Source organism: Streptosporangium sp. NPDC023825 (assembly GCF_040639575.1).
Classification (GTDB): Bacteria; Actinomycetota; Actinomycetes; order Streptosporangiales; family Streptosporangiaceae; genus Streptosporangium.
The window spans coordinates 1-2,727 of sequence record NZ_JBFAAE010000141.1 but is presented as its reverse complement, the minus strand read 5'-3'; the positions used below and the strand labels follow the sequence as shown (position 1 = coordinate 2,727).

Sequence of the window (2,727 nt, the reverse complement as noted above, 5' to 3'; positions counted from 1 at the left end):
GCGTTGGGGGGTGCGACGGAGGCGGCGATCTGGTCGAACTTCTTCGAGGTGCCGGCGTCGGTGCCGGCGTCGTGGCGGTCGGTGCCCTATGGGACGCCGCTGGCGAACCAGTGTTTCCGGGTGGTGGACGGGCGGGGGCGGGATTGCCCCGACTGGGTGCCGGGGGAGTTGTGGATCGGTGGCGCGGGGGTGGCCGAGGGCTATCGGGGCGATGCCGAGACGACGGCGGCGAAGTTCGTCGAGGTGGGTGGGGTGCGCTGGTATCGCACCGGTGACATGGGCCGGTACTGGCCCGACGGCACCCTGGAGTTCCTGGGCCGCCTGGATCATCAGGTCAAGGTCCGCGGGCACCGCATCGAACTCGGCGAGATCGAAACCGCCCTGCGTACCCACCCCGCCGTGGAGAGCGCCGTCGCCGTCACGGTCGGGGAGCCGACCCGGCGCCTGGCCGCGCTGGCCGTCACCCGCGACGGGACCGGCGAGACGGACCTGCACGACTGGCTGGCCGGGCGCCTGCCCGCCTACATGGTTCCCGAGCAGCTCACCGTCGCGGAGAGCCTGCCGCTGAGCGCCAACGGCAAGGTCGACAGGAGCGCGGTGCGGACCCTTCTCGCCGACCGGCTCGCCGGTCGCGTCGAGCGGCTCGACCCGCCCGAGGAGGGCATGGAGACGGCCGTGGCGGAGATCTGGTCCGAGCTGCTCGGGCTGCCCGCCGTCGGCCGCGACCAGAGCTTCTTCACGCTCGGCGGCGACAGCCTCCTCGCGACCCGCCTGGTGACCCGGCTGCGCGCCGCAGGGATCGCCGGGGCCGAGCTCGGCACGCTCTTCGAGACGCCGGTCCTCGCCGAGTTCGCGGCGACCCTCGAACCCGGCGACCCCGAGCGTCCCCTGCCCACCCTGGTCCCCGACCTCGAACACCGCCACGACCCCTTCCCGCCGACCGACGTGCAGCGCGCCTACTGGGTCGGGCGGACCGACGACTTCGCGCTCGGCGGCGTGGGCTGCCACTTCTACACCGAGTACGACACGGTCGGCACCGACATCTCCCGGCTGGAGGAGGCGTGGAACGCGCTCATCCACCGGCACGAGATGCTGCGCGCGGAGTTCCTGCCCGACGGCAGGCAGCGCATCCTGCCCGAGGTGCCGCGCTTCACGATCCCCGTCGTCGACGCCGGCGCCGACGACGCGGACGCCGCGCTGGCCCGGCTGCGCGAGGACATGTCGCACCAGCTCATCGACGCGACCCGCTGGCCGCTGTTCGACGTGCGCGCCGTGCGCTACGGCGCCGGGCGCACGCGCGTCGGCGTCAGCTTCGACAACATCGTCCTGGACGCGCTCAGCTCGATGATCGTCCTGCGGGAACTGGAGACCCTCTACGCCGACCCCGGCGCGGAGCTGCCCCCGGTGGAGCTGTCCTTCCGCGACTACGTCCTCGGCGTCCACCCGGAACCCGCCGCGCTGGAGCGCTCGCAGCGGTACTGGTCGGAGCGGGTCGCCGAGCTGCCCCCGGGACCGCAGCTGCCGCTCGCCGCCGACCCCGCCCAGATCGGCCGTCCCCGCTTCACGCGCAGGGAGGGCCGCCTGTCCCCCGAGCAGTGGCGGGCCGTCAAGGCCACGGCCAAGGAGCACGGGCTCACCCCCTCCACGGTGCTGGCCACCGCCTTCGCCGAGGTCCTCGGCGCCTGGAGCGCCCGGCAGGACCTCACGATCAACCTCACCCTCTTCGACCGCAGGGAGGTCCACCCCGACATCAACCGCGTCCTGGGCGACTTCACCTCGCTGCTGCTCGTCGCCTACGAGCCCGCCGCCGGGGAGACCTGGCTCGACGGCGCCCGGCGCCTGCAACGGCAGGTGGTACGAGACCTGGAGCACAGCGACGTCTCCGCCATCTGGGTGATGCGCGAGCTGGCCAGGCGCACCGGCTCCGCCGAGGTCTCCATGCCGGTGGTGTTCACCAGCACCCTCGGCGTGACCGGCGACGGCGACCTCTGGGACGCGGACTCACAGATCTTCGCCGAACCCGTCTGGGGCGTGTCCCAGACGCCGCAGGTGTGGCTGGACCACCAGGTGATGGAGATCGGCGGCGGCCTGTTCTTCAACTGGGACGCGGTCGAGGAGCTCTTCCCGCCCGGCGTGCTCGACGCCATGTTCGGCGCCTTCGCCGGGATGCTCGAATGGCTGTCGGCCGGAAGCTGGGACTCCACGGCGCCGTGCCCGGTGCCCGCCGACCAGTTGCTGGTGCGGGCGGGGGTGAACGCGACGGCGGGTGCGGTGCCGGAGGGGCTGCTGCATTCGGGGTTCTTCGGGTGGGCGGCCCGGGATCCGGGTCGTACGGCGTTGGTGTGGGACGGCGGTGAGCTTTCCTACGGTGAGCTGGCGGGACGGGCGCTGGGGGTGGCCGGGTGGTTGCGCGGGCACGGCGTCACGCCGGGCGACGCGGTCGCGGTGACGGTGCCGCGGGGCCCCGACCAGCTGGCCGCGGTCCTGGGCACGCTGGCGGCCGGTGCGACGTACGTCCCGGTGGGGGTCGAGCAGCCCGCGAAGCGCCGGGAGCGGATCTACCGCCGGGCCGGGGTGCGGCTGGTGCTGACCGGCGACGGCGATTCGCCCGCCGGTTCGGACGCCGGTTCGCCCTTCGGCTCTGACGATGGTTCGGGCGGTGGTGTCGAGCGGGTGGGTGTGGCGGTGGCGGCGGGCGCGGTGCCGTTGGAGGCGCCGGTGGCGGTG

Annotated in this window: 1 protein-coding gene; it reads left to right on the top strand. The window is 73.7% G+C overall.

Annotation, left to right across the window (positions count from 1 at the left end; genetic code table 11):
• Positions 1 to 2,727, top strand: a 2,727-nt coding sequence (locus tag AB0G15_RS43360) for an AMP-binding protein (protein WP_362851560.1), incomplete at both ends; no start/stop codon positions are given.